Source organism: Nonomuraea sediminis (genome assembly GCF_018531495.1).
Taxonomy (GTDB): domain Bacteria; phylum Actinomycetota; class Actinomycetes; order Streptosporangiales; family Streptosporangiaceae; genus Nonomuraea; species Nonomuraea sediminis.
In genome coordinates, this window is record NZ_JAHDTI010000006.1 from 144,965 (window position 1) to 169,757 (window position 24,793).

Sequence of the window (24,793 nt, forward strand, 5' to 3'; positions counted from 1 at the left end):
CCGTCCGGACCGTCGCTACCTTGACGTCTTCATCGCCGCGTGCTCATCAGGCGCTCATAGCAATCTGACTCCGCCCATCAACTCGGCGTCCTACATGACATTTCGTGGTTCTCCTTCTCCAGGTGCGCTCGCACACGCGAGACGTCAAGCGGCCCCGGCACGCGGAACGCGCGCGGAAACGCTCGGCGCCGCTCGGCAAGCTCCAGACAGCTCACGGCAAGATGCAGCGATGCACCCCGGCCGGGAAGCCGTCCGCGCAGGTCAGGGACCACACGATCCTCGACCAGCACCAAGCGGAGTAGCTCGGACTTTGCCGCACGAACCCTGCAGCCCACACAGGTGCGCTGTGGAGCCGCGCGACCACCATATTCCAGCTTACCGTGTCGACGCATCTACGGAACCGGCGGCATCTTCGGCTTGGGTGTCAGGACGGATGTCAATCCGCCACCCCGTGAGCCTCGCCGCGAGGCGGGCATTCTGCCCTTCTTTGCCGATGGCCAGCGAGAGCTGGTAGTCAGGCACCGTCACCCGGGCTACGCGCCCTTCCAGATCGAGTACATCCACCTTGGAAACACGCGCGGGAGACAGGGCATTCCCCACGAACTCGGCGGGATCCTCGGACCAGTCGATGATGTCGATCTTCTCGCCGTGCAGCTCCGTCATCACGTTGCGCACCCGCGAGCCCATCGGGCCGATGCAGGCGCCCTTGGCGTTCACGCCGGGTTTGCGGGACCTTACGGCAATCTTCGTCCGATGGCCGGCCTCGCGGGCCACCGCGGCGATCTCCACGGTGCCGTCGGCGATCTCCGGGACCTCGAGCGCGAACAGCTTCTTGACCAGACCGGGGTGCGTGCGCGACAGCGTGACCGACGGGCCCTTGTGGCCCTTCTTCACCTGCACCACGTAGGCGCGGATGCGCTCGCCGTGCACGTACTCCTCGCCGGGCACCTGCTCGTTGTGCGGCAGGATGGCCTCGATCTTGCCAAGGTCGACCAGCACCACCCGCGGGTCCTTGCCCTGCTGGATGACGCCGGAGACCAGCTCGCCCTCGCGGCTGGCGAACTCGCCGAAGTTGATCTCGTCCTCGGCGTCGCGCAGCTGCTGCAGGATGACCTGCTTGGCGGTGGTGGCGGCGATCCGGCTGAAGTTGCCCGGAGTGTCGTCGTACTCCCTGACGACGTCGCCCTCGTCGTCGAGCTCTGCCGCCCAGATCGTCACGTGCCCGCTGCTGCGGTCAAGCTCTGCGCGTGCCTTCTGGGCCGCACCCTCGGTGCGGAAATAGGCGATAAGCAACGCGTCCTCGATCGCCTTGACGACCAGGTCGAAGGAGATGTCCTTCTCCCGCTCCAGGCTGCGCAGGACGCTCATGTCGATGTCCATCGAGGCTCCCCCCTCAGTCCTCGGCGTCCAACTGCCGGAACTCCACCTGCACCCGTCCTCGGGCCAGGTCCTGATAGTCGATACGGCGCTCGCCGCCGTCGACCTCGAGCTCGACGCCGCTGTCGTCGGCGGAGCGTACGCGGCCGATCACCTCGGAACCGTCTCTCATGTCGACCTTCACCAGCCGCTTGGCGGCACGCCTCCAGTGGCGCGGCTCCGTCAGCGGGCGGTCGACTCCCGGCGAGGAGACCTCGAGCGTGTAGGCGCCCTGGCCCATCGAGTCGTCCTCGTCGAGGGCCTGGGACACAGCCTGGCTCAGCTCGGCCACGTCGTCCAGGCTCACGCCGCCGTCGCGATCGACGATCACGCGCAGCAGTCGTCTCTTGCCCGCCTGGGTGACCTTCACGTCCTCCAGGTCGAGGCCCTGCGCCTCGGCGACCGGCTCGAGGAGCTTCATCAGGTGGTCGCGGGGTGATGCGCTGCCCATTTCGACCTCCCTTATTGTCATGTCTCAGCCGGGCGGACCTCGCCCCTGGCTCCACGCCGCCTGGCCGTACAGCCAGCGACGACAGTTGACACCCTATCTATACGAGGGCACAGAAAGAGCGCCACTCGGCACGGTCGAGTGGCGGGCGTCGCCTGACACTGATCGGGGGCGCGAGCCCGTACCATGCTATCTGCGTCCACCAACCCGGAGGTCATGCCCGTGCGCCCGCGTCCACCATCCCGGCGCGCCGTGCTCACAGGCGGGGCGGCCGCCGCGGCTCTGACCGCATGCGGTACGGCGGGCCACCCTCCGCCCGTCACCCCTCCAGCCGAGGACCCCGACCGGGTGCTGCTGCGCGAACTGATCGCCGAGAAGGAGCGCACGGTCGCGCTCTACACCGCGCTCATCTCCTCGGGCGCCGCCAAGCTCGTCCCTTTCCGCGACCGCCACCAGGCGCACCTGGCGGAGCTGCGCAGGCGCTCGCCCGACGCGGGCAAGCTGCCCACCACCGCGTCCACAGCCACCACCTCGCCTCCCCCGAAGGTGTCGCTGACCCGCCTGCGCGACGTCGAACGCCGCGCCGCCGCCCTGCGCCCGCGCCAGATCGCCGACGTCTCGCCCCCGCTCGCCCAACTCGTGGCCAGCATCGGCGCCTGCGAAGCCGCCCACGCCGCCGCCCTGCCGAGGTCGCTTTGACGTCCTCCCTGGCCGGGAAGGCCGAGGATTTCAGCACCACCCTGAGATGGTCTGTTGGTTCGCGGTGCACCGGCCCGGCAACCCGAGCCCTTCCCGCGCAGCAACCGCCCGCCCGGCGGCCGTACAGCGCGCCCCGCTTGGCTATCGCGGAACGGCACAACCCTGGTCCGCCTCACCGACAAACGAGGGCACTGTGAGCGACGTCGACCTGCTGCGCAAGGCCCTGTCGGCCGAGCACGCCGCCGTCTGGGCCTACGGCCTGGTGGGCGCCCGCACGACCGGCGCCCTCCGAGCCCGCGCCACCGCCGCCTTCGACGCCCACCGCGCCCGCCGCGACCAACTCCGCACCCTCATCACCCAACGCGGCGGCAAGCCTTCGGAAGCCGAACCCTCCTACGACGTCACCATCCCCACCACCCCCACCCAGTCGGCCCGCCTGGCGGCCCACGTCGAGAACGGCATCACCGCCGCCTACCTGGAACTGGTCTCAGCCACCGACCCGTCCCTCCGCCGCTACGCCGCCACCGCCATGCAAGAATCCACGACCCGCTCCTACACCTTCCACCCCACCATCCCCCCTTTCCCCGGCATGCCCCCCACCCCACCCGCAACCCCTCCCCCCACCACCCACCCCACCACCAGCTAGCCCCACCAGCCACCGCGTCGACGCACTGCGAAAACCGTCGCCCCCGTACGGCGGCCAACCATCCGGTCACGAGACGCCGACCCCTTTAGGCGCCGCGTCGGCGAGACGATGTACGGCGAAGTCGGCGCCCCGCTACGGCGAGCCCCCCGAACACCGCGCCGGCGAGACGCGAAACGGTGGGGCTGCAGGGCGCCGCGTCGGCGGGACGCGGGGCGGCGGGGATCGGCGCTCCCGTGCGGCAGGCTCGCTAGGCGCCGCGTCGGCGGGATGTGGGGCGGCGAGAATCGGCGCCCTGTACGGCGGGCCCACCAAGCGCCGCGTCGGCGGGACGTAGTGCGATGGGGATCGGCGCCCCGTACGGCGGGCCCACCAAGCGCCGCGTCGGCGGGACGCAGGACGGTGGGGTTCGGCGCTCTCGTGCGGCGAGGACGAGGGTCCGCGGCGGATGGGTTACGAAGCGTCGTGGCGGCGGGTGCGAGGCCTCCTGTGAGGGGAACGCCGGAGCCGCGCCGCCCGCCCATCACGGCGGGCGGCGGGTGGGGTGGCTTGCCGTACAGCCTGCAGCGCCCCAAGAGAGGCACCCGACAACCTGCAGCGCCCCGGGAGACGCCGAGACTGCCCGCAGTGCCCCAGGAGACGCACCCGACAGCCCGCAGCGCCCAGGAGACGCCGAGACTGACTGCAGCGCCCCAAAGAGACGCCGAGACTGCCCCCAGTGCCCCGGGAGACGCCGAGACTGACTGCGGCGCCTCAAGAGACGCGCCCTGGCGGCCTGCAGCCCCAGGAGATGCGCGAGGCTGCCTGCAGCCCCCAAGAGGCGGACGCGGCGGTCTGGCCTGCGGAGCCCGAGGGGCGCTGCAGGGTAGCCGGTCGGGGGCGTCTAGGAGGCGGCGGCGGCGACCACGCGGTCGGCGAGGTCGGCGAGCGGGACTTCGGTCTTGTCGCCTGTGGCGCGGTCGCGGAGTTCGGCGACGCCCTGGGACAGGCCGCGGCCGATGACCACGATCGTGGGGATGCCGAGCAGCTCGGCGTCCTTGAACTTGACGCCGGGCGACACCGAGGGCCGGTCGTCGACGAGGACGCGCAGGCCCCGCGACGAGAGCTCCTCGGCGAGCTGGACCGCCACCTCGACCTGGTTCTCCTTGCCCGTGCCGACGATGTGCACGTCGGCGGGCGAGACCTCGCGCGGCCACACGAGCCCCAGCGAGTCGTAGGCCTGCTCGGCGATGACCGCGACGGCGCGGGAGACTCCGATGCCGTAGGAGCCCATGGTGATGCGGATCGGCTTGCCGTCGGGGCCGAGCGCGTCGAGCTGGGCGGCGTCGGCGTACTTGCGGCCGAGCTGGAAGATGTGGCCGATCTCGATGCCGCGGTCGATCGACAGCGGCGAGCCGCAGCGGGGGCAGGGGTCGCCCGCGCGCACCTCGGCGGCCTCGATGGTGCCGTCGGGCTCGAAGTCGCGCCCGGCGACGACGTTGGCGGCGTGCTTGCCGGGGACGTTGGCACCGGTCACCCAGGCGCTGCCGGTGGCCACGCGGGGGTCGACCAGGTAGCGGATGCCGAGCTCCTTCAGCACCTGGGGGCCGATGTAGCCCTTGACCAGGCCGGGGTGCTTGTCGAAGTCCTCGAAGATGGTGGCCTCGCCGGGGGCGAGGGCGGCCTCGAGGCGCTTGAAGTCGACCTCGCGGTCGCCGGGCACGCCGATGACCAGCGTCTCGGGCTTGTCGGCGCCGGGCGTGTAGACCGAGACGACGACGTTCTTGAGCGTGTCGGCGGCGGTGATGGACAGGCCGTAGTGCTCGTTGACGTAGTTGACCAGCGACTCGATGGTCGGGGTGTCAGGCGTGTCCAGGACCTGCTGGGGCTGCAGGCCTTCGAGGGAGATCGCGGCGGGCGCGGGCGTGGTGACGGCCTCGGCGTTGGCCGCGTAGCCGCAGGAGTGACAGGCCACGAACGTGTCCTCGCCGGTGGGCGCGGGCGCCAGGAACTCCTCCGAGGCCGAGCCGCCCATCGCGCCCGACTGGGCAAAGACGATCTTGTAGCGGATGCCGAGCCGGTCGAAGGTCCTGATGTAGGCCTCGCGATGCTGCTCGTATGAGCGCTTGAGGCCGTCGTCGTCGAGGTCGAAGGAGTAGGAGTCCTTCATCAGGAACTCCCGCCCGCGCAGGATGCCCGCCCGGGGCCTGGCCTCGTCGCGGTACTTGGTCTGGATCTGGTAGAGCGTGACCGGGTAGTCCTTGTAGGAGGAGTATTCGCCCTTGACCATGTCGGTGAAGAGCTCCTCGTGCGTGGGGCCGAGCATGTAGTCGGCGCCCTTGCGGTCCTTGAGCCGGAAGAGCGTGTCACCGTACTCGGTCCAGCGGCCGGTGGCCTCGTAGTACTCCCTGGGCAGCAGCGCGGGGAAGAGCACCTCCTGGCCGCCCATCCGGTTCATCTCCTCGCGGATGATCCGGGTGACGTTCTCCAGGACGATCTTGCCGAGGGGCAGCCAGGAGTAGATGCCCGGCGCCACGCGGCGGACGTATCCGGCGCGGACCAGGAGCTTGTGGCTCGGCACTTCCGCGTCTGCCGGGTCGTCCCGCAGGGTGCGAAGAAACAACGACGACATGCGCAGCAACACGGCTACTCCTTGCTCGAACCCGGATGTGGAGGATTACAGGCTATCGAGTTCCCGCGCCCGGTCTGGCGAATTATTCACCGGGTCAGCAGCCAGTACGCCGGCCCGATGATCAGCAGCGCATATCCCAGGGCCTTCAACCGCCCTGTGAGGCCGATGCGCAGCGTGGGTGCGACCGCGAGGGCGAGCACGCCGATCACGATCGCGGGCACGGGCCAGAATGTCGCGTCATAGTCGATGAATCCCGGTGTGGCGCGGTCGATGACGTCCACGATGAGCAGCCCGGACGTCACGCCCGCGGCCGCCTCGCCCCAGCGGCCTGGGCGCCGCGCCAGGTGCCCGAGCAGTCCCATGCACACGACCAGGGCGATCAGCAGGTTCATCGCCTTGGGGCCGCCGTTGACCAGGTCGATGTCGAGCCGCCCGAAGCAGGCCAGCACCCCCATCCCGGCCACGAGGGAGGCGGCCGTGGACAGGAACGTGGTCAGCAGCGCCCAGTAGAAGCCCGCGGCCGTCGCGCCGATGTAGACGGACAGCCCGAGGTAGACGTAGGGGTCGAAGTACGGGGCGATGCCGCGCAGGCCCAGCTCGTCGATGAGCATGCCGGTGGAGCCCACGGCCAGCCCGGCGAAGAAGGCGATCAGGATATGCCGCTGTATGCCGCGCAGCCGCCTGTCGTAGTCGGCGTAATCGGCATATTCGAGCGAGTTGTCCTGATTCATCCCGTATCAACAGTATGTCGCGTTACAGGAAGGGCAAAATTCGGTTGACCATTTCCTTACAAAGCAATCGCTTGGTTAAAGTGATCCCCATGGACGAGCTCCGCGACGTCGTGCGCTCCTACCTGACCGAGCGCAGGGACGCCTCCTGGCGGGCCTTCGCCCACGAACTGGGCGTCGCGGGCCTGACCGTCCCCGAGCAGTACGGCGGGGCGGACGCGGGACCCGCCGAGGTGGCCGTCGTCGCCGAGGAGCTCGGCAGGACGCTGTCGCCGCATCCCTTCCTGCAGACGGCCGTCCTGGCCGTGGAAGCCCTCAAGGCAGGCGGCGACGAGGCGGCGATGGCCCGCCTGCTGCCCGCGATCGCTGAGGGATTCGTCACAGCCACCGTGGTGACATCATCCGACATATCACTCAAAAACGGACGTCTCACCGGTAAAGCAGCGTATGCGCTCGACGGTGAGATCGTGCTGGTCCAGGTCGACGGCCACCTGGTGGAGGCCACGCCGACGCGACGCACGCCGTACCGGATGATGGACGAGAGCAGGCCGCTGGTCGAGCTCGCCTTCGAAGAGGTGGAGGCACGGCCGGCCGGGGTGGTGACCGGGCGGGCGCGGGATCTGGGGATCGCGGCGCTGGCGGCCGAGCAGGTGGGCGGGGCCTCGCGGTGCCTGGAGACGGCCGTCGAGCACGCCAAGCGGCGCCACCAGTTCGGGCGGCCCATCGGGTCGTTCCAGGCGATCAAGCACCGGCTGGCCGACCTGCTGCTGCTGGTCGAGTCGGCCAGGTCGGCGGCGCTGGCGGCCTGGCTGTCACCGGCGAACGCGGCGATCGCGGGCTCGTACTGCACCGAGGCGTATCTGACGGTGGCGGGCGAGAACATCCAGATCCACGGCGGTATCGGGATCACCTGGGAGCATCCGGCGCACCGCTACTTCAAGCGGGCCACCTCCGACGCCCAGCTCTTCTGCCCGCCGCGGGCGCACAGGCAACGGCTAGCCGCCGAGGAGCTCTTCCCAAGGGTGGCGGGCGTTGGTGGCCCGTGAGGTGTCCAGCGCCTCGGCCAGGCGCCAGAGGCCGGGCGTGGCGCGCACCCTGTCGCGCCCCAGCGGGTCGATGGCGCGCAGCTCGAAGCGCACGCCCATGACGTCGAGCACGGCCGTGGCCGAGCCGCCGGGGCCCGCGGGCGTGACCAGGCTGCCGTCGAATTCGGGGTCGCGCACCTGCTCGGCCAGCAGGGCGGCCACCTCGGAGGCGTAAGGACCGTCGCGCCACTCGATGTGCCAGCTGTGGTCGGAGCCGCGCCACCAGGTCAGGTCGCGGCACGACTCGATGAACTCGGCCTCGGTCGACAGCGCGGCCATCACCCGGCCGAAGGCCTCGTAGCGGCGCGCGCTCGTGAGCGACAGTTCGTCGTCCCCCATGCCCGGGAGCGTGCCATCTTTCGGCCGCCGCGGCGCGTGCTTTCGCCTCACGAGCAACCACTCTGATCGTCAACGCGCCCTTCACGCAAGTGCTTGACACTGGTAGCCTTACCAAGCGAGCGCTTGGTTCATTAGGAGGATGGATGCGGGTCAGCCTGGGGTATGAGCTGGAGGTCCGCGGGCGCACCCGCGAGGTCGAGCAGCGGGCGTTCCAGAACGTGGTCGACCAGGTCGTGCTCGGCGACGAGTTGGGCTTCGACACCGCCTGGTTCGTGGAGCACCACTTCACCAGGGGCTTCTCGCACTCCTCCGCGCCCGATCTGGTGCTGGCGGCCATCTCGCAGCGGACCGCCCGGATCCATCTCGGGCTCGGCGTGGTGCTGCTGCCGTTCCAGTCGCCGATCAGGACGGCCGAGCGGGTGGCCACGCTGGACGTGCTGAGCGGCGGCCGGGTGGAGTTCGGCACGGGGCGCGGGGCGTCCCCGCTGGAGTATCAGGCCTTCCAGCGGCCCTTCGAGAAGTCGCGGCAGATCTGGGAGGACTCGCTGGAGGCCACGCTGGCCATCTGGCAGGCCGACGGCGAGCCGGTCCAGCGTTCCAACGAGTTCTTCGAGATCCCCGACGTGGCGGTGTACCCGCGTCCCGTCCAGGTGCCGCACCCGCCGGTGTGGGTGGCTTCCACGTCGCTCGAGGGCTACCTCGCGGCGGCCAGGCACGGCTACAACCTGCTCGGGATGACGATGCTCAAGGGCATCGACGACGTCGCCGAGGACATCGCGAAGTATCGGCAGTGCCTGGCCGACAGCGGCTTCGACCCGGCGACGCGACGGATCGCCCTGATGATCCCCTGGTACGTCGGCCAGGCCCGCGACGAGGCCGCCGACGCCGTGCTGTGGTACATCCGGCGCCAGGTCAACCTGGTCACGCCGCCCGACTACTACGACGCCAGGCACGCCACCCACCGCGTGCTCGGCCAGCTGGCCGCCGGGATGCCGGCCGAGGAGGCGATGGCCACGCTGCGCGAGCACCTCATGGTCGTGGTCGACGACGTGGAGGGCTCGCGCAAGGCGGTCGCCCGCATCGCCGAGGCCGGGGCCACGGACCTGATCCTGCAGTGCCAGGTGGGCGGCCTGGCGCACGAGCACGTCGTCGACTCGATGACCACGTTCATGACCGAGGTGATGCGCTGATGCGCTGGCTGACCCGCGACGACCTGGCCGCCGCCGGGCGCACCGCCACCGGCCTGCTGCTCGTCCCCTCCGACGCCTCCAGCGTCTTCCCGCTGGCCTCCGACGACCGTACGGCTGCCGCCGGGCTGACCGGGGCCGCGCTGCAGGCCGTCGGGGTCGGCGAGCGCGACAGGGTCGTCGTGGCGCTGTCGGAGCCCGCGGGACCGCTGTGGGCCACGGCGGCCGCGGACGTGGCCGGCGCCGCGGCGTCGGTGGGCCCGCGCGGCCGGATGCGGCTGCACCACGCGCTCACCATGCTGAAGGCGACCACGCTGGTGGCCACCCCGACGGGGGCGATGGACTTCCTGGCCCGGCTGCATCTGGAGTTCCTGCTGGATCCGCTGGATCTGGGGCTGCGGCACATCGTGCTGACCGGGGAGATCGCCTCGAAGCGGACGCTGGCCCACCTGGCGGGCGAGTTCGAGGCCTCGGTGAGCGAGGTGTACGCCAGCCCCTTCAGCGGCGGCGCGCTGGCCTGGCGCACCGCCGAGGACCAGCCGCTGACGCCGCTGGTGGACGGCGTGCTCCAGGTCGCCGCCCTGGCCAAGGACGAGCTGGTCGAGGGCGACGGCGAGCTGGTCATCACCCCCTACGTGCACTCCTCGCTGGGCGATGCCGTACTGCGGACGGGGCAGGTCACGCGCGGCTTCCACGCGCCCGCGCACACGGTCGGCGAGGACGTGCTGGTGCGCGGCGTGTGGCTGTCGCTGCCGCGCCTGGAGAAGGCGCTGGCCAAGATCGACGGCGTGTCCACGTGGGAGCTGACGATCAGCCGCCAGGGCACGCTGGACGCGGCCGTGCTCACGGTCACCTTCGCCAGGGAGAGCCTGGTCGGCAACCCGATGTGGCGCTCCAGGATCCAGCAGGCGATCCGGGCGCTGACCCCGATCTCGATCGAGGTGGAGATCGCGCAGGAGGTCTCGGAGACGAGCGCCCCCGGCGTGCTGAACGACCTGCGCGGCCACCACCTCGGCCGCGACCGTGCCCTCATCGCCTAGGAGCGCCATGCAGCCGGTGCCCGACTGGGGGACCCTCCCCCGCATGCTGCGTGACCAGGCCCGACACCACCCCGGCAGCACGGTCGTCGGGGACAGGCCGATGGCCTGGCTGCGCGAGCGCGCCGCCGTGGTGGCGCGCGGCCTGATCGCGCTGGGCGTCGAGCCGGGCGACCGGGTGGCGCTGTGGGGGCTGAACGACCCGTACTGGGTGGTCCACGCCCTGGGCATCTGGGACGCGGGGGCGGTGATCGTGCCGCTCTCGTCCCGTTTCAAGGGCATCGAGGCGGCCGGGCTCATCGCCAAGACCGGCGCCTCGGTCCTGATCACCGGCGCGGGCCCGCACGGCTCGGTGCTGGCCGACCTGCTGCCCTGGGACGTGGAGCTGCGCCACGTGGTGGTCCCCGACGACCACGCGGTACGGCAGGCCGACCCCCTGGCCCCGGCCCGGCTCACCGCAGCCAGGCTGGCCGCGCTCGGCGAGGCCGTCCCCGTGGCGGCGGCCGAGGAGCGGGCGCTGGCGGTGCGGCCGGACGACCTGTGCGAGATCATGTCGACCTCCGGCACGACGGGCACGCCCAAGGGCGTCATGCTCGACCACGCCCAGGTGCTGCGCGGCTACTGGGACTGGGCGGAGATCGTGACCCTGCGCGAGGACGACCGCTACCCGGTCATCGCGCCCTTCAGCCACGGCTTCGGGCTCAACGCCGGGCTCATCGCGTGCGTGCTGCGGCGGGCCACGATGCTGCCGATCCCGCTCTTCTCCCCTGACGGGCTGATGTCGCTGATCTCCTCCCAGCGGATCAGCGTCCTGGCGGGCCCGCCCACGCTGTTCTACCGGGTCCTCGACGAGCTCGACCGGGGCTCGTGGGACGTCTCGTCGCTGCGGGTGGCGATCTGCGGCGCCGCCTCGGTGCCGCCCAGGCTGATCGAGCGGCTGGCCGACCGCGTCGGGCTGGAACGCATGATCAACGCCTACGGCCTGATGGAGGGCACCGTGGTGTCCATGACCCGCCAGGGCGACCCGATCGAGGTGATCGCCGGCACCACGGGACGCCCGGTGCCGGGCATCGAGGTGAAGATCGTCGACGACGCCGGCAAGGAGGTCCCCGCCGGGGAACGCGGCGAGGTGCTCCAGCGCGGCTACGGCGTGATGCGCGGCTACTGGGGCGAGCCGGACAAGACCGCCGAGACCGTCGACGCCGACGGCTGGCTCCACACCGGCGACATCGGCGTCCTGGACGCCGCGGGCAACCTGGCCATCGTGGACAGGAAGAAGGAGCTGTTCATCGTCAACGGCTTCAACGTCTCCCCCGCCGAGGTCGAGGCGCTGCTGCTGCGCGAGGGCTCGCTGGAGCAGGCGGCGGTGGTCGGCAGGCCCGACGAGGTCTCCGGCGAGGCCGGCTGGGCCTACGTCGTGCCCAGGTCGGGCACCGGCCTGGACGTCGAGGCGCTGCTCGCGTGGGCCAAGGCCAACATGGCCGGCTACAAGGTGCCCCGCCGCGTGATCGTGGTCGACGCGCTGCCCGTCAACGCCAACGGAAAAGTCGACAAGCAGGCACTGCGCGAGAGGTAGCGTGGAGGTGCGCCTTCTCTGCACCTGGAGCCCGCCATGCTGCGCCTGCTGGCCGGGGAGGCCGCACGCCGGTTCGGGGCTCGCGCGGCGGTCGTCACCGGCACCACCTGCCTGTCGTTCGCCGCGCTCGATCGCCTCTCCGACGAGGTGGCCGCGGGGCTGGCCCACCGCGGCATCCGCATCGGCGACGTGGTCGCCCTGGCGCTGCCCGACGGCCCCGAGTTCGTCGTCTGCTACGTGGCCGCCGCCAAGCTGGGCGCCATCACCGCGGGCATCGGGACGAGGCGTCCCGGCCTCAGCCGGGCGCACCGGGCCGCCCAAGGCGGCCGTGTTCGCCAACCGGCAGCTCGAGGCGATCAGGGCGCGCGGCGCCCGGCCGCGATGGGGCGAGGGCCAGGCGCGCCGGTCTGCAACCTCTACGTCTGCACCGAGGCCGGGCTCGGCACCAGGCCCGAGGACCCGCCCGAGGACACCGGCGACACGGGCTATGTCGACTCCCTCGGCCGGCTGCGGCTCGCGTGATCGTGCTCACGGTGGCTGGCGGTGGCGCGGCTCGCCGTACAAGATGAAAGAACCATGATCTGGGCAGTATCGCCTGGGAGGTACGGATGGCGTTGCGCGTGGCGGTCGTCGGGTCGGGACCCGCGGGGCTCTACACGGCAGAGGCTCTCGTCAAGCAGGCGCAGGAGCCCGTGGAGATCGACGTGCTCGAGCGGCTGCCGACGCCGTACGGGCTGGTCAGATACGGCGTCGCGCCCGACCACACCTCGATCAAGTCGATCGCCAACTACCTGCGCAAGGTGCTGGAACTGCCCCAGGTGCGCTTCCTGGGCGGGGTGACGCTCGGCGAGCACCTGTCCGTGGCGGACCTGCTGGCCTGCTACGACGCCGTCGTCTACTGCACGGGCGCGATGGTCGACCGGCACCTGAACATCCCGGGCGAGGACCTGCCGGGCAGCGTGGCGGCCACCGACTTCGTCAACTGGTACTGCGGTCATCCCGACGTGCCCACCGACCGGTTCACGCTCGACAGCCCCGAGGTCGCGGTGATCGGCGTGGGCAACGTGGCCGTGGACGTGGTGCGCGTCCTGGCCAAGACCGCCGAGGAGCTGAGCTCCACCGACGTGCCGCAGGACGTGCTCGAACGGCTGGCGGAGAGCCAGGTCAAGGCCATTCACATGATCGGGCGGCGCGGGCCCGAGCACGCCAAGTTCACCTTGAAGGAGCTGCGGGAGCTGGGCGAGCTGGCCAACGCCGACGTGTGCGTGCGCCCTGACGAGGCGGTCGTGCTGGGCGCCGACTTCCCGCGGCAGATCCGCGGCAACATCGACGTGCTGCAGTCGTGGGCGGCGCGCGCGCCTGTCGGGCGCCCGCGCAGGCTGGACGTCCGCTTCTGGCTGCGGCCGGTGGAGATCCTGGGCAGCGAGCGGGTGGAGGGGCTCAGGCTGGAGCGCACCCGGCTGTCGGAGGACGGCCGCGTGGTGGGCACCGGCGAGTTCGAGACGCTGCCGGTGGGCATGGTGCTGCGCTCGGTCGGCTACCAGAGCGTCCCGCTGCCCGGCGTGCCGTTCTCCGCCGACACCATGACCGTCCCGAACGAGGCGGGCAAGGTCAGGGACCGCGAGTACGTGGCGGGCTGGCTCAAGCGCGGCCCGACCGGCGTGATCGGCACGAACAAGTCCGACGCCGCCGAGACTGTCCGCACGCTGCTGGCCGACCGTCCTGCCGGGCGCACCGCCGACATCGACGACCTGCTGGCCGGGCGCGGCGTCACCCCGATCGGCTACGCCGACTGGCTGCGCATCGAGGAGGCCGAGGCGGAGCTGGCCCGCACGCTGGGCCGCGGCGAGCGGGTCAAGCTGGTCGGCCTGGAGGCGATGCGCGGGGCGTATCGGGGATGACCGCGTTCCACGAGCCGAGCAGCGCGAGCGCTGCCTCGCTCGGGCTGTCCGGCTCGGGGATCAGGGTGATGAGCCGCTGACCGGGCGCCTCGGCGACCTCGAAGCTCTCATAACCCAGCTCGAGTTCGCCGACCAGCGGGTGGCGCAGGCGTTTGGTGCCCTGGGTGCGCATCCTGACATCCCTGGCGGCCCACAGCCTGCGGAAGTCCTCGTTGCCCATCGACAGTTCGCCGATCAGCGAGGCCAGTTTCCTGTCGCCCGGGTACTGTCCGACCGCCAGCCGCAGCTGGCCGACGGTGTCCCTGGCGATGGAGTCCCAGTCCACGTAGAGGTCGCGCCCGCCCGGGCCGAAGACGAACTTGGCGCCGTTGCCCACGTCCGGCGGGAAGAGCGCCGTGGCCAGCGCGTTGGCCGCGAGCACGTCGGCGCGATGATTGATGATCATGGCGGGCGCCCGGTCGACGAGCGCGAGCAGCCGCAGCAGCTGCGGCCGCACCCGGTCCCCGCGCGGCCGCGCCGTACGGCGGGCGGGCCTGGCCAAGCGGCCCAGGTGGGCGCGCTCGACCTCGTCGAGGCGCAGCGCGCGGGCGATGGCGTCCAGCACCTCCTCCGAGGGCGCCGTCGAGCGGCCCTGCTCGAGCCGCACGTAGTACTCGACGCTGATCCCCGCGAGCAGCGCGACCTCTTCCCTACGCAGCCCGGCCACGCGCCTGCGCGCCCCCGGCTCGAGGCCGGCGCTCTGCGGCGTCACGCGTGCCCTGCGCGACTTGAGGAAGCCCCCCAGATCGTCCATGTCAGAAGTATGTCCGGATCTACCGGGCAAAGGGTGGCCCTGCCGGTACCCCTATCCGCGGGGATCTGGGTACGGCACGGCCGCCCCGGCAAGCTGGCCACATCAACCCCCGTGAAAGGCGGACAACCATGTGCCACACCCACGACAGCCGTCCCCCGGCCGCGCCGAACCCGGGCGAGATCGCCGAGCAGGGCCCGATCGAGCTGGTCTCGGCCGACGGCACCCGCGTGCGCGCCTACCGGGCGCGCCCCGCGGCGCCCAACGGCCGCAGCGTGGTGATCCTGCCGGACGTCCGCGGCCTGCACCCCTTCTACGAGGCGCTGGCCGGCCGCTTCGCCGAGGCGGGCTTCACCGCGATTGCGATCGACTACTTCGGCCGCCACACCGAGGTGCCCGAGGACATGTGGGCCCGCTTCTCGTTCATCCAGCACGATCACGTCAAGACCGACGTGGCCGCCGCGTTCGCCGAGCTCGACGGCCCCGTCTACACCGTCGGCTTCTGCGCGGGCGGCACCCAGTCCTGGCGCCAGGCCGCGGCAGGGCATCCAGGGCACGCCGGTGCGATCGGCTTCTACGGCATGCCGCAGCTGGTCGAGGACGTGCTGGACGACATGGAGGTGCCGATGCTGCTGCTGATCGCCGGGAACGACGCGGCGACCGAGCAGGCGGCGTTCACCGCGTTCGCCGAGCGGCTGGCGGTGGCGGGCAAGCCGTACGAGATGAAGGTCTACGAGGGCGCGCCGCACTCCTTCTTCGACGTGGCGCACGAGCAGTGGCGCGAGGCCTGCGACGACGCCTGGGAGCGGGTGCTGCGCTTCACCGGCGCGATGTGACAATGGGGGCCATGCGCGTCACCATCGGGGATCCGGCCGTCGCGGGGTTCGCAGAGGTCCATCGTCTTCAGCAGATCCGCTATCCCGGGGTGACGCCGCGCCGGCAGCCGGTCCACACGATCTACGTGCCCGCCGACCGCTTCTCCTCCTCGACCGTGGCCGAGTGGGGCGCGCACGCGCTGGGGCTGCTCGAGGAGCACCTGCCGGTCGATCTGCTGACCGAGGTCTTCGGCGTCCCCGCCTCGCTGGCGGGCGAGGTGCGCGAGCGGGTGGCCGCCAAGCTGGCCGCCGAGCCGGTGGAGGACCTGCGCATCGACTTCGAGGACGGGTACGGCCTGCGGCCTGCCGCCGAGGAGGACGCGCACGCCGAGGCGGCGGCCGAGGCCGTCAAGCGCATGCACGCGCGGGGCACGCTGCCGCGGCGGTGGGGGCTGCGGGTGAAGTCGTTCGCCGACGGCGACCCCGCGCGCTCGATCCGCACGCTCGACGGGTTCCTCACCGCGCTGGGTGAGCTGCCGCCCGGGTTCACCGTGACCTTCCCCAAGGTGCTGATGGAGGAGTACCTGGGGCAGTTCAGCCAGGTGCTCGCACGGCTCACGCAGGACCTGGGGCTGCCGGAGCTACGGTTCGAGATGCAGGTCGAGGCGCCGCAGACGCTCGCCTTCCTGCGCCCCGGGCTCGATCCGCGGCTGGGCGCGGCGCATTTCGGCGTCTTCGACTACACCGCCGCGATCGGGCTGCCGCCGCACGAGCAGCGACTGGACCATCCCGCCTGCGACCACGCGCGCCACGTCATGCAGACGGCGTTCGCGGGCACCGCGATCGAGCTGTCCGACGGGTCGCTGGCCGCCTCGCCCGCCTCCTCCTCGCGCCACAACGTGCACGCGCTGTGGCGGCGCCATGCCGAGCTCGTCAGGCACTCCCTGCGCCACGGCTTCTACCAGGGCTGGGACATGCACCCGTCCCACCTGGTGAGCCGCTTCGTCACGGTGTACGCCTTCCACCTGGCCACCTACGACAAGTACCAGGCCCGGGTCAAGGCGTGGGAGGAGCAGCGGGAGGCGGGCGACGGCGTCATGGACGAACCGGCCACGATCAAGACGCTGGCCGCCGCGCTCCACCGCGCCGACGCGGCCCTCGCCCTGCCCTCGCGCTAGTCGCGCTCGACCAGGGCGCGCCAGTTGCGGACCAGGCGCCACTCGACCGGGTCCCGCCAGCTCGCCCGTACGGCGGAGCCGACGTGGAAGGCGCGGACGCCGTAGTCGAGCAGCGGCCCCACGTGCGCGGGCTTGAGCCCGCCGCCGGCCAGGATGATCGAACCGTCCCCGGAATCCGCGCGTCCCTTGAGCACGGGCAGCCCGTCGCCGACGCCCTGCGGCGAGCCGGAGGTCAGCACCGTGGCCAGGTTGGGCAGCAGTCGCACCGCCCGCCACGAGGCCTGCACGTCGGCGGCGTGGTCGACCGCGCGGTGGAAGGTCCACGGCAGCGGCGACACGGCGTGGATGAGGGCCTCGGTGGCGGCCAGGTCCACCGCGCCCGCGGAGTCGAGGAAGCCGAAGACGAACCCGGCGGCGCCCGCCTCGGCCAGTTCCTTGGCGTCGCGCCTGAGCCGGTCGAGCACGTCTGGGTCCGCGGTGAACGAGGCGTCGCAGCGGAGCATCACCATCTGGGGGAGCGGGCATTCCGCCGCGATCGCGGCAACCGTCTCCGGGGTGGGGGTGAGGCCGTCGGCCGCCATGTCGGCGCAGACCTCGAGCCGGTCGGCGCCGCCTTGCTCGGCGGCCACGGCGTCGCGCACGTTCAGCGCGATCACCTCGAGGAGGGATCCGGTCATGGAGGAGAGGTTATATGGTGCTCTGCCCCCTTCCGCACCAGAAGGGGACAGAGCTCCCTGGTCCTAGGTGACGACCAGCTCAGGGGCGGTCAGGTCGCGGAACGCCGTGGTCGCCGCGTCCGCGGCGGGCCGCTGGAACAGCGCCCCCGAGGCGCGGTGCGGCAGATCCACGGTACGCAGGTGGCGGAAGCCGCGCGACCGGTAGTACTCCTGGAGCCGCAGGTTCGCCTTCGCGCAGTCGAGGCGGAGCCAGCGCAGCCCGGCCGCGTGCACGTGTGCCCCGGCCCAGTCGAGCAGGGCGTCGCCCAGGCCGCTGCCCGACCAGGGACGGGCGATGGCCAGCTTGTGCACGTACCTCCCCGCCGACGGGTCGTCGGCCCTGGACCAGAACTCGGGGTCCGCGTGGCCGTCGAGCGCGATCGTGGCCACCGGCGGCGCCGATTCGTCCGGGTCCAGCAGCCTCAGCTCGTCGTCCAGCAGGAACAGGACACGCTCCTCGATCAGCGGCTCGATCCGCTCGGGCCCGAAGCCGGCCCGCGGCCACTGGTGGACCCCCTGGGAATACAGCCACTCCGCGGTGTCCGCGAGCAAGGTGAGAACGCCCGGAAGGTCGGCGGGCTCGGCTCGGCGGAGGGTGAGCGGGTGAAGGAGGGTGTTCGAGTGCATGGTTCATCCCTTCGTTGCGTTGGGTGTTCGAGTGAACACACTGCGTATCCACTCGATGGCGCACGGCGTTGAACCGGATAAATATGGATAAATTGCGATTCGGGGGAGTATGCACGACTCCCCCAGCCCAGCGAGGAAGGCACGCTGGACCTCGGCCGGTCGGGATCACCCCCAACCGAGCTCGATCAGCGGCGGTCGAGCTCGTATCTGATCAGGTGCTTGTCGGCGGGGAGCACCGACACCGCGACACGAACCGGCGTCTCACTGATGTCGTATCCGACACGGACGTACACCACGACAGGGGTGCCGAGCTCCAGCTGGAGCCGCTCGGCCTCCTCCTGGTTGGGCATCCTCGCCCAGATGTCGTCGACGACGCGTACCTGCTCGTGCCCGAGCTCCTCCAGGACCCGGTTCGCTCCTCGGGCGATGTCGCCCGGCCGTGCGATCTCCGAGTTGGCGACGAGGTCATACGGATAGTAGGAGTCGTTGGTGTTGTACGGCTGACCGTCAACGAACCTCAGGCGCCTCCGCACCAGCGCCAGGTCGCCGTCCTCGAGTTCCAGCCTGCTCGCGATCTCCTCGACGGGCGAGACGGTCTCGATGGTGATCGTCTGGCTGGGGCTGCGGCCTTCCTTCTCCACGGCGTAGGCGAAGGCCTCCCGCAGCTCCCCTGCGGGATGGGGCTCCAGCTCTCGTTGCGGGTGAATCAACAGTGGCCTGCGGTCCCTGACCACGCTGCCGCGGCGCGGCGCTCGCGTGATGAGCCCCTCGTTGACCAGCTCTCCCAGCGCCAATCTGACGGTGTTACGACTCACGCCGTGGCGGGCTCGCAGCTCGTCCTCGGTCGGCAACTGCGCCCCGGGGCCGAGGACGCCGGAGTAGATGGCCTTCCGCAATTCCGAAGCCACCTGCTGGTACAGCGCCGACCTTGCCACTTTCACCCCTTTTGTTCCAACAATTTAGACGATCTGGTTCTAGCAAGCCACAACCCCTTGACCGGACCGCCTTGACAGCCGCATCATCCATTCGTTGGTACAAATCCATCGAAAGGCCGGTGAGGGGGTGAGCGGCCGGTGTTGCCGGTTCGCGCGGGTACGCCGTACCTGCCCTGGCAAGACCCCCGCGAAGCAACACGTCTACTGCGTTACGCGTTGCATCGCCAGGGGTTCACCCACACCTACCAGAGCAATGGGAATGGCATGTCCGTGCTATCCGTGTTGACCGAGTTGACCGTGTGGTGCAAGGACGGGTCCTTTGTCTGGGATGAGGAGGGCGCCACCGTCACGCACCCGATCGATGACCCGGTCGGCGCCGCACAACGCATCGCCGCACGCTACCGACATCCGGAGGCCTCGCAAGAGAGTCACTCCCCCACCGATTCCGTGCGCGAACATACGGCCTAGGACTCCATCCCTCGCCGGAGTCCTGGGAACCGGCGCGCACGGTTCAGGAAGCGCGTCCTGGCGGGTCCCCCACGCCCGCCAGGGCGCGTTTTCCCTTTTCAGCGCCCTTTTATGCGATATTTCGCTTTTGTTCCTATTTGGCCTCGCAGGTCAACGCCGCCAGTGAATCAGGCCGTCGGGCGTGAAAACAGGAATGACACGTTCACCTGGGCGAGGCTCGCCGACGCCCTCCCAGGTGCCGTACATGACGCAGTGGGGAGCCTCCGACAGCCGAACCCTGACGACCGTGCCCTCGGGGAAGGGCCGATGGCTGGTGATCCAGCTCTCGACCGTGGCCAGGGGCTCCGGACGGTGCCACGACCACTGCTCGGTACGGCAGGCCGGGCAGAACGCCCGCGGCGGGAAGCGCAGCGTTCCGCACCCGTCACAGCGCTGGACGGCGAGCTCCTGCCGCGCTACCAGCTCCCACCATTGCGAAGAGTCCCTGTCCCGCATGAGTCACCCCTGACGAAGGATCAGCGCCGACGTGGCGGGCAGGACGTACCCGGGCTGGGCCGTCGACAGCGCCACCTCCGCACCGGGCACCTGGCGGTCCCCGGCGTCGCCGCGCAACTGGGAGACCGCCTCGGCGATGTGGTTGATCCCGTGCACGTACCCCTCCGACAGGAACCCGCCGTGCGTGTTGACCGGCAGCGCCCCGTCCGGCGCGGTGGCCCCCGAAGCGACGTACGGCCCCCCCTCCCCCTTGGCGCAGAACCCGTAGTCCTCCAGTTGCACGATCACCGAGTAGGTGAAGCAGTCGTAGATCTCGGCCACGTCGATCTCCTCCGGCCCGAGGCCCGCCTGCGCGTACAGCCGGGGCGCCAGCGCGGCGGCGGCCGTGGTCGTGGGGTCCGCGGAGCCGCCCGACAGGAAGGAGTCGCCGCCGCCCCACGCGGCCGCCCTGATCAGGACGGGAGTACGGCGCAGCGTCGCGGCCCGGTCGGCGGAGGTCACGACCAGCGCGCAGGCGCCATCGGTCTCCAGGCAGCAGTCCAGGAGCCGGAAGGGTTCGGCGACGGGGCGGGCGGCCAGGTAGTCGTCGAGCGTGATGGGGGTGCGCATGAGGGCACGGGGGTTCTTGACGGCGTTCGCCCGCTGGGTCACCGCCTGCTGCCCGAAATGCTCGGACTTTGTGCCATATTTCAACATGTGGGCGCGGGCGTACATCGCGTACTGCTGCGGCGGGGCGAAGTAGCCGTACGGCGCCTGGTACTGCACCTCGATGCTGGTCCCCGCGGCCTGGCCCATCCGGAACTCCGAGCGGGCGTTGATCGCCCGGTAGCAGACGACGGTCTCGGCCATCCCCGCGGCCACGGCCAGCGCCGCCTGCGCGACGACGGCGTGCGACACGCTCCCGCCGCCGAACTGGTCCAGGTACCACGAAGGATCGTGGATGCCGAGCGCCGGCCCCACCACCGAGGGCGCCGCGGAATCCCCCACCCGGTGGGTCGCGATGCCGTCCACGTCGTCGGCGCTCAGCCCGGCGTCCTCGAGCGCGGCCAGGATCGCCCGGCAGGCCAGGGTGAGCGTGCTGACCCCGGAGTTCTTGGAGAAAGGCGTGTAGCCCACGCCCGCGATCGCCACCCGATCCCTGAACTCAAGCAAGCGCTTGGCCACCACGCGCCCACGCTAGGCCGCCCCCTCCACCCCTGTCAACGCACACCTTCCCCCACCCTCACAACACACACTTCCCGACAGCCCGGCCGCGAGGCACTGCATGAACGCGCCGACCTTCGCCGCACACCATCCCGCCGACCCGGCGCGTAGGGCGCGCCGCACGGACGCGCCAACCTTCGCCGCACACCGTCCCGGCGCGCAGGGTGGGGGTCCACGCAAGCGTCCCGGGCGCGCGGGCCCCAGGCGCCGTACGGACGCGCCGACCTTCGCCGTACACCGTCCCGCCGACCCGGCGCGTGGGGCGAGGGTTCCACGCAAGTGTCCGGGCGCATGGGCCCGGACGGGCGGGTTCCCGGGGGTTCCATGCAAGCGTGCGGGTGTGTGGGGCCCGGTCGGGTGGGTTGCGGGTGCGTGGCGGTGGGTGAGTGTCGCCGACTCGCCGTAAGCGCCGGTCGCGGGCCCTCAGCCGGAGTACGGCGGGCGGGCGGTGGGGGTGGCTTGCCGTACGAGATCTGGGCGAACGGGAGAAGCGGGGCGCGTGCCGTGCAGCGGACGTAAGAGGCGGGGCCTGGCGTAGAAGGGCGAGACCTCTACGCAAACAAGCAAGCGCTTGGTAAGATACCGGGCATGCCACTCCTGTGCAGCACAGACAACGGAGCCGCGATGGCAACCCAATCGGGCAACGGCCACCTGGACAGCCGGCGTTTCAGGTCGGTGCTCGGGAGGTTCGCCACGGGCGTGGTGGCGATCACCGCGCTCGACACCGATAGCGGCGACCCGTGCGGCCTGGCGGCGAACTCCTTCACCTCCGTCTCCCTCGAGCCCCCGCTGGTGGCGTTCTGCGTGGCCCACACCAGCACCACCTGGCCCAGGGTGCGCGGCGCGAAGGTGCTGACCGTGAACGTGCTCGCCGACAGCCAGCAGCCGGTCTGCGCCCAGATGGCGACCAGCGGCGGCGACAAGTTCGCCGGCCTGGACTGGACGGTCTCCCCCGGCGGCAACCCCGTGCTCGACGGCGCGCTCGCGTGGATCGACTGCGCGATCGAGGCCGAGCACCTGGCCGGCGACCACATGATCGTCGTGGCGCGCGTCCTGCAGCTCGACACCCACGCCGACGGCGGCCCCCTGGTCTTCTTCCGCGGCGGCTACGGTGGCTTCGCGGACTGCTGACGAGGGGCTCGAGGAGCAGGCTCCTGACGAGTCGCTCAAGGAGCCGACTGACGGGGCGCTCAAGGAGCCGACTGACGACGGGCTCAGGGCGGAGGCGCGCGCGTGGCTGGCGGCCAACCTCACCGGCGAGCTGCGCGGCCTGGGCGGCCCCGGGCGTGAGCACGAGGCGTTCGAGCTGCGCCACGACTGGGAGCGCAGGCTCGGCGCCGCCGGGTGGACGTGCCTGGGCTGGCCGAAGAAGTACGGCGGGCGGGACGCCCCGCTGGCCGACCAGGTGGCCTTCCACGAGGAGTACGCCAGGGCCGACGCCCCCGCCAGGGTCGGGCACATCGGCGAGGGGCTGATCGGCCCGACGATCCTGGAGTTCGGCACCGACGAGCAGAAGGAGCGCTTCCTGCCGCCGATCCAGCGCGGGGAGGAGCTGTGGTGCCAGGGCTACTCCGAGCCGGAGGCGGGCTCCGACCTCGCCAACGTGCGCACGAGGGCCGAGCTCTCAGGCGGCGAGTGGGTGATCACCGGGCAGAAGGTGTGGACGTCGCTGGCCCATGTCGCCGACTGGTGCTTCGTGCTCTGCCGCACCGAGCCGGGCTCCCAGCGCCATCGCGGGCTGTCGTACCTGCTGGTCCCGATGCGGCAGCCCGGTGTGGAGGTGCGGCCGATCGTCCAGCTGACCGGCTCGTCGGAGTTCAACGAGGTCTTCTTCGACGGGGCCCGCACCGCGGCGGGCAACATCCTGGGCGAGCCCGGCGACGGCTGGCGGGTGGCGATGGCCACGCTCGGCTACGAGCGCGGCGCCTCCACCCTCGGCCAGCAGATCGGGTTCCGCCGAGAGCTGGACCGGGTGATCGCCGTGGCCCGCCGTACCGGGGCCGCCGACGACCCGATCCTGCGTGACCGCCTGGTCCAGTCGTGGATCGAGCTGGAGATCATGCGGCTGAACGCGCTGCGCACCATGCGCTCGCTCGGCGCGGGTGAGCCGGGGCCCGAGGTGTCGATCGCCAAGCTCTACTGGTCGCAGTGGCACCAGCGGCTCGGCGAGCTGGCGCAGGCCGTGCTCGGCCGCGCCGGGCTGGTCTACGAGGACGACGAGGACCTGCAGCGGCTGTATCTGTTCAGCAGGGCCGACACGATCTATGCCGGTTCGAGCGAGATCCAGCGCACCATCATCGCCGAGCGCACCCTGGGGCTGCCACGATGAACGTACCCGCCTACCCTCCCGCGCACGGCCTGCTGGACGGCAAGGTCACGCTGGTGACCGCCGCCGCCGGGGCCGGGATCGGCCTTGCCACCGCCCGCCGCTGCGCCGAGGAGGGGGCCACGATCGTGGTGTCCGACCGGCACGAGCGCCGCCTGGGCGAGACGGCCGAGGCGCTGACCGAGCTCACGGGCGTCAAGCCGCTGGCCGTACCGTGTGACGTGACGTCGGAGCCGCAGGTGCTCGCGCTGTTCGACGCCGTGGTCGAGGCGCACGGGCGGCTGGACGTGGTGGTCAACAACGCCGGCCTGGGCGGCACGGCGGAGCTGGCCGAGATGACCGACGAGCAGTGGTTCTCGGTGCTGGACGTCACGCTCAACGGCACCATGCGCTGCACCAGGGCCGCCCTACGGCACATGATCCCGCAGCGCTCCGGCGTGATCGTGAACAACGCCTCCGTGATCGGCTGGCGCGCGCAGCGCGGCCAGGCGCACTATGCCGCGGCCAAGGCCGGGGTGATGGCGCTGACCAGGTGCGTCGCGCTGGAGGCCGCCCCGCACGGGGTCCGGGTCAACGCGGTCGCGCCGTCGCTGGCGATGCATCCGTTCCTGGCCAAGGTCACCAGCGACGAACTGCTTGCGGAGCTGACCGCGCGCGAGGCCTTCGGCAGGTCCGCCGAGCCGTGGGAGGTGGCCAACGTGATCGTCTTCCTGGCCAGCGACTACTCCTCCTACATGACCGGCGAGGTCGTCTCGGTTTCCAGCCAGCACCCCTGATATCTTGGCGATCATTATTCGCCTCACTCCGCCTGGCGGCGCAGGCCGGTCTGCTCTTCCAGGCCGTATTCGGGCTGCTGCTGCTGGCCCGCTCGGCGATCCTCCTCTTCAGGCCGGGTCACGCCTTCAGCGATCCCTGGATCGGGCTGCGACTGTCCTGGACCATGTTCGTGATCGGCTGGTCGCTGTCGGTGGTCACGTTCCTGGCGCTGGCGGGGGGCGGGGTCCGGACCGCCAAGGTCGCGGCGGGAGTCGGGAGCACGCTCCTGCTGGCCGCCGGAGTCGTGACCGGCGACCCGGACCACCCGGCCTGGAACGTGGCCACAGGGCTGCTGGACGTGCCGCCTGTCTTGGCGTTGTTCGCCGCTTACCACCGGGACGCGCCCGCATTCCGGCTCGGCCGATGGCGGGCCATGGGTTTGCTGGTCGGCTCTGCGGCCCTGTACACGCTGCTCCATTTGCCGCTGGACCGGCTGCCCTACTCGCCATGGGTGGTGACCTGGACGGAACCGGCGGGGACCGCGACGCTCGCCGTCTGTGTGGGATTCCTCCTCGCTCTGCGCAGGTCGGCGTCCGTCCGGCTCGGGGTGGCGATCTTGGCGGCGCTGGTGTTGCTGGTCCGGCTGGTCTCCCTCATGGGGCCCTCGGGGGACCCTGAAAACCTCGCGTGGATCCCGGACGCCGTGCAGTGCGGGCTGCTCGCGGCGATCGTGCTGGTGTCCGCGGTATCCGGTGTGCGGGCGCTGCCCGCCGTACGTCCCTGACAGGGAAAGACCAGGGTAGGCGGGGTGGCG

General features: G+C 71.2%; 27 protein-coding genes. 15 read left to right on the forward strand and 12 right to left on the reverse strand.

What is annotated here, in order from left to right; genetic code table 11:
• Positions 1–77 precede the first annotated feature (77 nt).
• From KIK09_RS27655 to rimP, 3 genes are read right to left on the reverse strand one after another with little or no spacing between them, the layout of a single operon-like run.
• The gene (locus tag KIK09_RS27655; protein ID WP_214322294.1) at positions 78–392 is read right to left on the reverse strand and encodes a YlxR family protein; all 315 of its coding nucleotides are present in this window, start codon (positions 390–392) and stop codon (positions 78–80) included.
• Positions 376–1,380 (reverse strand): transcription termination factor NusA, encoded by a 1,005-nt coding sequence (nusA, locus tag KIK09_RS27660; RefSeq protein ID WP_214322295.1) that lies wholly within the window; start codon positions 1,378–1,380, stop codon positions 376–378. Before nusA ends, KIK09_RS27655 begins: the two co-directional genes overlap by 17 nt.
• A gap of 13 nt (positions 1,381–1,393) precedes the next feature.
• On the reverse strand, positions 1,394–1,867 hold the full coding sequence (rimP, locus tag KIK09_RS27665) for a ribosome maturation factor RimP (protein ID WP_214322296.1): 474 nt from the start codon (positions 1,865–1,867) through the stop codon (positions 1,394–1,396).
• A 183-nt stretch (positions 1,868–2,050) separates the two neighbouring features.
• Here rimP and KIK09_RS27670 point away from each other — a divergent pair, with 183 nt between their 5' ends.
• Positions 2,051–2,563 (forward strand): twin-arginine translocation signal domain-containing protein, encoded by a 513-nt coding sequence (locus KIK09_RS27670; protein WP_250573882.1) that lies wholly within the window; start codon positions 2,051–2,053, stop codon positions 2,561–2,563.
• Between the two features lie 193 nt (positions 2,564–2,756).
• Positions 2,757–3,209, forward strand: a complete 453-nt coding sequence (locus tag KIK09_RS59415; RefSeq protein ID WP_308164321.1) for a ferritin-like domain-containing protein — start codon at positions 2,757–2,759, stop codon at positions 3,207–3,209.
• A gap of 880 nt (positions 3,210–4,089) precedes the next feature.
• Here KIK09_RS59415 and KIK09_RS27680 read toward each other — a convergent pair.
• Both KIK09_RS27680 and KIK09_RS27685 read right to left on the reverse strand, forming a co-directional pair.
• Positions 4,090–5,829: a proline--tRNA ligase gene (locus KIK09_RS27680; RefSeq protein WP_214322298.1), complete on the reverse strand. Its 1,740-nt coding sequence runs from the start codon at positions 5,827–5,829 to the stop codon at positions 4,090–4,092.
• 74 nt (positions 5,830–5,903) lie between these two features.
• A complete protein-coding gene (locus tag KIK09_RS27685; RefSeq protein WP_214322299.1) occupies positions 5,904–6,548 on the reverse strand; it encodes a hypothetical protein in 645 nt (214 codons plus the stop codon).
• Between the two features lie 89 nt (positions 6,549–6,637).
• Here KIK09_RS27685 and KIK09_RS27690 point away from each other — a divergent pair, with 89 nt between their 5' ends.
• The gene (locus KIK09_RS27690) at positions 6,638–7,591 is read left to right on the forward strand and encodes an acyl-CoA dehydrogenase family protein (protein WP_214322300.1); all 954 of its coding nucleotides are present in this window, start codon (positions 6,638–6,640) and stop codon (positions 7,589–7,591) included.
• Here the strand turns inward: KIK09_RS27690 and KIK09_RS27695 are convergent.
• Positions 7,541–7,969 (reverse strand): hypothetical protein, encoded by a 429-nt coding sequence (locus tag KIK09_RS27695; protein WP_250573883.1) that lies wholly within the window; start codon positions 7,967–7,969, stop codon positions 7,541–7,543. The genes KIK09_RS27690 and KIK09_RS27695 overlap by 51 nt on opposite strands.
• Positions 7,970–8,112: 143 nt before the next feature.
• Here KIK09_RS27695 and KIK09_RS27700 point away from each other — a divergent pair, with 143 nt between their 5' ends.
• From KIK09_RS27700 to KIK09_RS27720, 5 genes are all read left to right on the forward strand, one after another.
• Positions 8,113–9,159 (forward strand): LLM class flavin-dependent oxidoreductase, encoded by a 1,047-nt coding sequence (locus KIK09_RS27700; RefSeq protein ID WP_214322302.1) that lies wholly within the window; start codon positions 8,113–8,115, stop codon positions 9,157–9,159.
• A complete protein-coding gene (locus KIK09_RS27705) occupies positions 9,159–10,196 on the forward strand; it encodes a phenylacetate--CoA ligase family protein (protein WP_250573884.1) in 1,038 nt (345 codons plus the stop codon). Before KIK09_RS27700 ends, KIK09_RS27705 begins: the two co-directional genes overlap by 1 nt.
• A 7-nt stretch (positions 10,197–10,203) precedes the next feature.
• On the forward strand, positions 10,204–11,769 hold the full coding sequence (locus KIK09_RS27710; RefSeq protein WP_250573885.1) for an AMP-binding protein: 1,566 nt from the start codon (positions 10,204–10,206) through the stop codon (positions 11,767–11,769).
• Positions 11,770–11,805: 36 nt separating this feature from the next.
• The gene (locus KIK09_RS27715; RefSeq protein ID WP_214322303.1) at positions 11,806–12,291 is read left to right on the forward strand and encodes an AMP-binding protein; all 486 of its coding nucleotides are present in this window, start codon (positions 11,806–11,808) and stop codon (positions 12,289–12,291) included.
• Positions 12,292–12,377: 86 nt separating this feature from the next.
• Entirely contained in the window at positions 12,378–13,670 is a 1,293-nt protein-coding gene (locus KIK09_RS27720; RefSeq protein WP_214322304.1) for an FAD-dependent oxidoreductase, read from the forward strand.
• On the opposite strand, the gene KIK09_RS27725 is transcribed toward KIK09_RS27720, so the two are convergent.
• Positions 13,624–14,463 (reverse strand): helix-turn-helix transcriptional regulator, encoded by an 840-nt coding sequence (locus KIK09_RS27725; RefSeq protein ID WP_214322305.1) that lies wholly within the window; start codon positions 14,461–14,463, stop codon positions 13,624–13,626. The two genes, KIK09_RS27720 and KIK09_RS27725, sit on opposite strands and share 47 nt — an antisense overlap.
• A gap of 128 nt (positions 14,464–14,591) precedes the next feature.
• Here KIK09_RS27725 and KIK09_RS27730 point away from each other — a divergent pair, with 128 nt between their 5' ends.
• Together KIK09_RS27730 and KIK09_RS27735 are read left to right on the forward strand one after the other, a co-directional pair.
• Positions 14,592–15,296, forward strand: a complete 705-nt coding sequence (locus KIK09_RS27730) for a dienelactone hydrolase family protein (RefSeq protein WP_214322306.1) — start codon at positions 14,592–14,594, stop codon at positions 15,294–15,296.
• Positions 15,297–15,307: 11 nt separating this feature from the next.
• Complete coding sequence (locus KIK09_RS27735; protein ID WP_214322307.1) at positions 15,308–16,453, forward strand: DUF6986 family protein; 1,146 nt, start codon at positions 15,308–15,310, stop codon at positions 16,451–16,453.
• Here KIK09_RS27735 and KIK09_RS27740 read toward each other — a convergent pair.
• The 3 genes from KIK09_RS27740 to KIK09_RS27750 form a co-directional block, all read right to left on the reverse strand.
• Positions 16,450–17,130 (reverse strand): copper homeostasis protein CutC, encoded by a 681-nt coding sequence (locus tag KIK09_RS27740; protein ID WP_214322308.1) that lies wholly within the window; start codon positions 17,128–17,130, stop codon positions 16,450–16,452. The genes KIK09_RS27735 and KIK09_RS27740 overlap by 4 nt on opposite strands.
• Before the next feature lie 63 nt (positions 17,131–17,193).
• Entirely contained in the window at positions 17,194–17,796 is a 603-nt protein-coding gene (locus KIK09_RS27745; protein WP_214322309.1) for a GNAT family N-acetyltransferase, read from the reverse strand.
• Positions 17,797–17,981: 185 nt separating this feature from the next.
• Positions 17,982–18,731 (reverse strand): GntR family transcriptional regulator, encoded by a 750-nt coding sequence (locus KIK09_RS27750; protein ID WP_214322310.1) that lies wholly within the window; start codon positions 18,729–18,731, stop codon positions 17,982–17,984.
• 138 nt (positions 18,732–18,869) lie between these two features.
• Here KIK09_RS27750 and KIK09_RS27755 point away from each other — a divergent pair, with 138 nt between their 5' ends.
• Positions 18,870–19,199: a hypothetical protein gene (locus tag KIK09_RS27755; RefSeq protein ID WP_214322311.1), complete on the forward strand. Its 330-nt coding sequence runs from the start codon at positions 18,870–18,872 to the stop codon at positions 19,197–19,199.
• Between the two features lie 150 nt (positions 19,200–19,349).
• On the opposite strand, the gene KIK09_RS27760 is transcribed toward KIK09_RS27755, so the two are convergent.
• Complete coding sequence (locus KIK09_RS27760; RefSeq protein ID WP_214322312.1) at positions 19,350–19,694, reverse strand: Zn-ribbon domain-containing OB-fold protein; 345 nt, start codon at positions 19,692–19,694, stop codon at positions 19,350–19,352.
• A 3-nt stretch (positions 19,695–19,697) separates the two neighbouring features.
• The gene (locus KIK09_RS27765) at positions 19,698–20,858 is read right to left on the reverse strand and encodes a thiolase C-terminal domain-containing protein (RefSeq protein ID WP_308164334.1); all 1,161 of its coding nucleotides are present in this window, start codon (positions 20,856–20,858) and stop codon (positions 19,698–19,700) included.
• A 663-nt stretch (positions 20,859–21,521) separates the two neighbouring features.
• Here KIK09_RS27765 and KIK09_RS27770 point away from each other — a divergent pair.
• From KIK09_RS27770 to KIK09_RS27785, 4 genes are all read left to right on the forward strand, one after another.
• Positions 21,522–22,028 (forward strand): flavin reductase family protein, encoded by a 507-nt coding sequence (locus KIK09_RS27770; protein ID WP_214322313.1) that lies wholly within the window; start codon positions 21,522–21,524, stop codon positions 22,026–22,028.
• Positions 22,009–23,226, forward strand: a complete 1,218-nt coding sequence (locus KIK09_RS27775) for an acyl-CoA dehydrogenase family protein (protein WP_214322314.1) — start codon at positions 22,009–22,011, stop codon at positions 23,224–23,226. Before KIK09_RS27770 ends, KIK09_RS27775 begins: the two co-directional genes overlap by 20 nt.
• Positions 23,223–23,999, forward strand: a complete 777-nt coding sequence (locus KIK09_RS27780) for an SDR family oxidoreductase (RefSeq protein ID WP_214322315.1) — start codon at positions 23,223–23,225, stop codon at positions 23,997–23,999. Before KIK09_RS27775 ends, KIK09_RS27780 begins: the two co-directional genes overlap by 4 nt.
• Before the next feature lie 164 nt (positions 24,000–24,163).
• Entirely contained in the window at positions 24,164–24,763 is a 600-nt protein-coding gene (locus tag KIK09_RS27785; RefSeq protein ID WP_214322316.1) for a hypothetical protein, read from the forward strand.
• Positions 24,764–24,793: the final 30 nt, after the last annotated feature.

What these genes read in the sequence shown, in the direction of transcription:
- KIK09_RS27670 (WP_250573882.1), top strand. Translation starts at nt 2,051, where the DNA reads ATGCTATCTGCGTCCACCAACCCGGAGGTCATGCCCGTGCGCCCGCGT.
- KIK09_RS27730 (WP_214322306.1), top strand. Translation starts at nt 14,592, where the DNA reads ATGTGCCACACCCACGACAGCCGTCCCCCGGCCGCGCCGAACCCGGGC.
- KIK09_RS27710 (WP_250573885.1), top strand. Translation starts at nt 10,204, where the DNA reads ATGCAGCCGGTGCCCGACTGGGGGACCCTCCCCCGCATGCTGCGTGAC.
- KIK09_RS27780 (WP_214322315.1), top strand. Translation starts at nt 23,223, where the DNA reads ATGAACGTACCCGCCTACCCTCCCGCGCACGGCCTGCTGGACGGCAAG.
- KIK09_RS27690 (WP_214322300.1), top strand. Translation starts at nt 6,638, where the DNA reads ATGGACGAGCTCCGCGACGTCGTGCGCTCCTACCTGACCGAGCGCAGG.
- KIK09_RS27770 (WP_214322313.1), top strand. Translation starts at nt 21,522, where the DNA reads ATGGCAACCCAATCGGGCAACGGCCACCTGGACAGCCGGCGTTTCAGG.
- KIK09_RS27715 (WP_214322303.1), top strand. Translation starts at nt 11,806, where the DNA reads ATGCTGCGCCTGCTGGCCGGGGAGGCCGCACGCCGGTTCGGGGCTCGC.
- rimP (WP_214322296.1), bottom strand. Translation starts at nt 1,867, where the DNA reads ATGGGCAGCGCATCACCCCGCGACCACCTGATGAAGCTCCTCGAGCCG.
- KIK09_RS27760 (WP_214322312.1), bottom strand. Translation starts at nt 19,694, where the DNA reads ATGCGGGACAGGGACTCTTCGCAATGGTGGGAGCTGGTAGCGCGGCAG.
- KIK09_RS27695 (WP_250573883.1), bottom strand. Translation starts at nt 7,969, where the DNA reads ATGGGGGACGACGAACTGTCGCTCACGAGCGCGCGCCGCTACGAGGCC.
- nusA (WP_214322295.1), bottom strand. Translation starts at nt 1,380, where the DNA reads ATGGACATCGACATGAGCGTCCTGCGCAGCCTGGAGCGGGAGAAGGAC.
- KIK09_RS27725 (WP_214322305.1), bottom strand. Translation starts at nt 14,463, where the DNA reads ATGGACGATCTGGGGGGCTTCCTCAAGTCGCGCAGGGCACGCGTGACG.
- KIK09_RS27740 (WP_214322308.1), bottom strand. Translation starts at nt 17,130, where the DNA reads ATGACCGGATCCCTCCTCGAGGTGATCGCGCTGAACGTGCGCGACGCC.
- KIK09_RS27745 (WP_214322309.1), bottom strand. Translation starts at nt 17,796, where the DNA reads ATGCACTCGAACACCCTCCTTCACCCGCTCACCCTCCGCCGAGCCGAG.
- KIK09_RS27705 (WP_250573884.1), top strand. Translation starts at nt 9,159, where the DNA reads ATGCGCTGGCTGACCCGCGACGACCTGGCCGCCGCCGGGCGCACCGCC.
- KIK09_RS27685 (WP_214322299.1), bottom strand. Translation starts at nt 6,548, where the DNA reads ATGAATCAGGACAACTCGCTCGAATATGCCGATTACGCCGACTACGAC.
- KIK09_RS27735 (WP_214322307.1), top strand. Translation starts at nt 15,308, where the DNA reads ATGCGCGTCACCATCGGGGATCCGGCCGTCGCGGGGTTCGCAGAGGTC.
- KIK09_RS27785 (WP_214322316.1), top strand. Translation starts at nt 24,164, where the DNA reads ATGTTCGTGATCGGCTGGTCGCTGTCGGTGGTCACGTTCCTGGCGCTG.
- KIK09_RS27700 (WP_214322302.1), top strand. Translation starts at nt 8,113, where the DNA reads ATGCGGGTCAGCCTGGGGTATGAGCTGGAGGTCCGCGGGCGCACCCGC.
- KIK09_RS27720 (WP_214322304.1), top strand. Translation starts at nt 12,378, where the DNA reads ATGGCGTTGCGCGTGGCGGTCGTCGGGTCGGGACCCGCGGGGCTCTAC.
- KIK09_RS27655 (WP_214322294.1), bottom strand. Translation starts at nt 392, where the DNA reads ATGCGTCGACACGGTAAGCTGGAATATGGTGGTCGCGCGGCTCCACAG.